Annotated in this window: 4 protein-coding genes; all 4 read right to left on the reverse strand. The window is 68.1% G+C overall.

The window, feature by feature from the left end:
• Positions 1-352, reverse strand: a 352-nt coding sequence (locus tag ACI2LP_RS34020; protein ID WP_404728400.1) for a GMC family oxidoreductase N-terminal domain-containing protein, incomplete at its 3' end; no start/stop codon positions are given.
• A gap of 47 nt (positions 353-399) precedes the next feature.
• Positions 400-1,179, reverse strand: coding sequence for an SDR family NAD(P)-dependent oxidoreductase (locus ACI2LP_RS34025; RefSeq protein WP_404728401.1), 780 nt, complete (start codon positions 1,177-1,179; stop codon positions 400-402).
• On the reverse strand, positions 1,176-2,384 hold the full coding sequence (locus ACI2LP_RS34030) for a sedoheptulose 7-phosphate cyclase (protein ID WP_404728402.1): 1,209 nt from the start codon (positions 2,382-2,384) through the stop codon (positions 1,176-1,178). The genes ACI2LP_RS34025 and ACI2LP_RS34030 overlap by 4 nt, the downstream gene beginning before the upstream one ends.
• Before the next feature lie 579 nt (positions 2,385-2,963).
• Positions 2,964-3,248, reverse strand: a 285-nt coding sequence (locus ACI2LP_RS34035; protein WP_404728403.1) for a hypothetical protein, incomplete at its 5' end; no start/stop codon positions are given.

The following is a 3,248-nucleotide window of genomic DNA, read 5'->3' on the forward strand; positions in this document are numbered from 1 at the left end:
CGTCCCAGGTGTCACCGCCCCAGCGCTGCCAGGCGTCGAAGTCGGAGGCGGCGCCCCGGATGTGCACCATGGCGTTGATCGCCCCGGATCCGCCCACGACCCGGCCGCGCGGCCAGGCGAGCCGTCTGTCGTGGAGGGCGGTCTGCGGCACGGTCCGGTAGCCCCAGTCCAGTTCGCCGCCGAGCAGCGAAGGCCAGGAGGCGGGCCGGGCGATGCGCGCGTCGGCGTCCGGTGGCCCGGCCTCCAGGAGCAGGACGCTGCGTCCGGGGTCCTCACTGAGCCGGGCGGCGACGACGCTTCCGGCCGCGCCTGCGCCGACCACGATGAAGTCGTGGGTGGTGAAGCTTTCCATGGGTGTGTCCTTCGCTCCGCGGAGCAGGGGGTAGGGAGGCAATCGGGTCAGGTCGCGAGGAATCCGCCGTCGACGCCGATGACTTGCCCGTTGACGTACGAGGAGGATGCCGAGAACAGCCACAGCGCCACGTCGGCGACCTCGCGCGGGGTGCCGATCTCACCGGACGGGATCAGCCCGCGCCAGGTCGTCGCGCCGCCGACGGCCGCCTCCGACGCGGCCAGCATGTCGGACTCGATGGGGCCCGGGGCGACCGCGTTCACGCGGATGCCCTCGCGTCCGTGCTCCATGGCCGCCACGCGGGTCAGGGCCACCGCGGCGTGCTTGGACGCGACGTAGGCGCCGATGCCGGGGAAGACCGTGCGGATGCCGTGCACCGACGTGTTGTTGACGATGCTGCCGCCGCCTCCTTGGGCGGACATGAGCCGCAACTCCTCCCGCATGCAGAGCCACAGGCCCCGGGTATTGACGGCGAAGGCACGGTCGAAGTCCTCGGGCGCGAGGTCGGCGAGGCGTCCGTCACCGGGGACACCGGCGTTGTTGAAGGCGCAGTCCACTCGGCCATACCGCTCGACCGCTCGCGCGAAGAGGTCATGGACCTGGTCCGGTCTGGTGACGTCGCAGCGGACGAAGTGCGCCTCACCGCCGCGCGACCGGATCTCGCGCTCGGCCTCGGCGCCGCAGTCCTCGCTGCGGGCGGCGATGATGACCCGCATGCCCGCCTCGGCAAACGCGGCGGCGGACGCGCGGCCGATACCCGCGCTGCCGCCGGTGACGACCACGACCTTCTCGTCCACGGAGCCCCGGGCGTCGGCGCCTTCGCTCATAGGTCGGCCCCGACGGGCTGGTCCAGGAGGCCGGTGTTCGTGTCGAGCAGGCGGCCCATTCCGTCGCAGGCCCGCTCGATCTCGTTCTCGGTGACGTCGTTGAGGAAGCAGACCTGGCCGATTCCGGTGAGCATCGGCAGGTTCTGTCGGCCGTCGCGGTGCAGCACGGTGTCCGCGAGGCCCTCCAGGACGAGTGCCACGTCGCAGAAGAGCGGGTGGGACGGTTCGAGCCCCATGCGCCGTGCCACCGCGATGATGCGCTCGAGCTGGGCGCCGTCGATCAGGCCACGGTCGGCGGCGATGAGGGCGGAGAAGACGCAGTCCATGGCCACGGCCTCGCCGTGCAGCAGCTCGGGAAGGGCCCGCATCTCCACCAGTGGGGAGAAGGAGTGCCCGTAGTCCACGGACCGCTGGAGGTCCTTCTCCCACAGGTTGGGCTGGAGCTCCTCGGCCATTCCCGCGATGGCCCGGCCGATGACCTCGTCGGCCACCGTTCCCGGCAGGCCGGTGCTTCCGGGCTCCGGATCCTGGAAGCGCGACTCGATGAGCTCCGCGCCGTACTCCTCAAGGAGCTCGAAGAGACGCAGATCCTTGATCAGGGCCATCTTAAAAATTTCGCCCATGCCGTTGCGCAGTTGCCGGTCCGGGACGGTGGCGAGGAAACGGCGGTCGATCAGCGTCCTCGGAGGAGGGGTGTAGGCGCCGAGTCGGTTGCGGTATCCCCCGTAGTTGATGCCGGACTTGGCGGCGACGCTGACGTCGACCTGACCGAGCAGAGTGGTGGGCACCCGGACGAAGGGGATTCCCCGTCGGTAGAGGCTCGCGGCGAGCCCGACCACGTCCGCCACGACACCGCCGCCGATGACGATGGGCGGGGAGCTGAGGCGGTTGGTGCCGACCTCGTTGAGCTTGTTGACCACTTCCAGGACGCGCTCGATGGACTTGTTCTCCTCCGAGCCGGGAAGCGTCAGATAATCGACCACCACCTCATTCTCCGAGAAGTAAGTTCGGATTTCCGCGCCGTACAACTCGTCCACGGAATGGTCGAGGATGACGAGGCGGGTACCCGCCGCCCGGCCTCCCCCAGGAATGGTGAGGAGTTCAGGGTTCCCCGGGTCCAGCAGACCATGACTTTCGACTATCTCGTACTCGACAGGTAATTCCGTCTGAATCTTCCAACTCTGCTGACGCAGGGCGTCGTTCATGGTGACTCTCCTCCTGGCCGGGTCGGCCGGCACAGCGTCGGGTTTGTTGCAACGTGAAACATACAGCGAGGCCAGAGCGCGGCCAATCGAGAAAATTGCGCTATATGTCCAGTTCTGTGCATCCCTTTGATGTGCGCGAGGGGTCACCTCTGTTTCCCTCCGGGCCACCCCGACCGTCGACGGTCGGGCCGCACATGATGGCCGGAATGGCATCCCCGCCCCTACCCGCCACCCCGAATCGACCGCCCTCGGTGATCTCTCGGCCCTCGCCCGGCGGGGCTGAAAATATTTGGTCGGTGACTTCCGAACGCGGACCCTCCATCGATGAACTCCCGCGGTTCGCATACGGTTTAACTATCGACCGTGTGGCATATATCACCGTCAATTGTCGTGTTGCGTCTTACGGGTTGAGACCCGCCGGATGGTCCGTACAGGCACAGCATTTCGGCAAACCGCCGGTAACCCCGCGGAAGGCGGTGGGGAGGAGCGTGCCGGTCGGCCCGGAAGGCTATTTCGGGGTGAGGCGGTCCGACCGCGGAGGGGCACCGGCGGCCTGCAGAGCAGGGTGCTGGCCCGAAATCAGGACCCGTAGTAGGGGGTGACGGCGATGTACCGGGTCTCGCACTGCTCGGCCGTTCCGGCCGCCTGGCGGCACAGGTTCATCGTGAGGGTGGCGTAGGTGGAGTGGTCGTCGCAGGTCTGGTCGGCGACGGTGAGGGTGCTGTTGTGGAAGGAGTTCCGGTCGACCCACGTCACCTGGATGTGGGTCCGGTCATCGACGTCGAGCGGAACATGCTGACCGTCAAGGCCGAGCGCCGCCCGGTTGCGAAGGCCGATGATGTAACTGATGGCGCGCCCGCCGCG

The sequence above is a fragment of the Streptomyces sp. NPDC019890 genome (assembly GCF_044903445.1).
GTDB lineage: Bacteria > Actinomycetota > Actinomycetes > Streptomycetales > Streptomycetaceae > Streptomyces.

Bases quoted from the DNA above. Each gene is read 5' to 3' on its own strand.
- ACI2LP_RS34025 (WP_404728401.1), bottom strand. From the start codon at position 1,179: ATGAGCGAAGGCGCCGACGCCCGGGGCTCCGTGGACGAGAAGGTCGTG.
- ACI2LP_RS34030 (WP_404728402.1), bottom strand. From the start codon at position 2,384: ATGAACGACGCCCTGCGTCAGCAGAGTTGGAAGATTCAGACGGAATTA.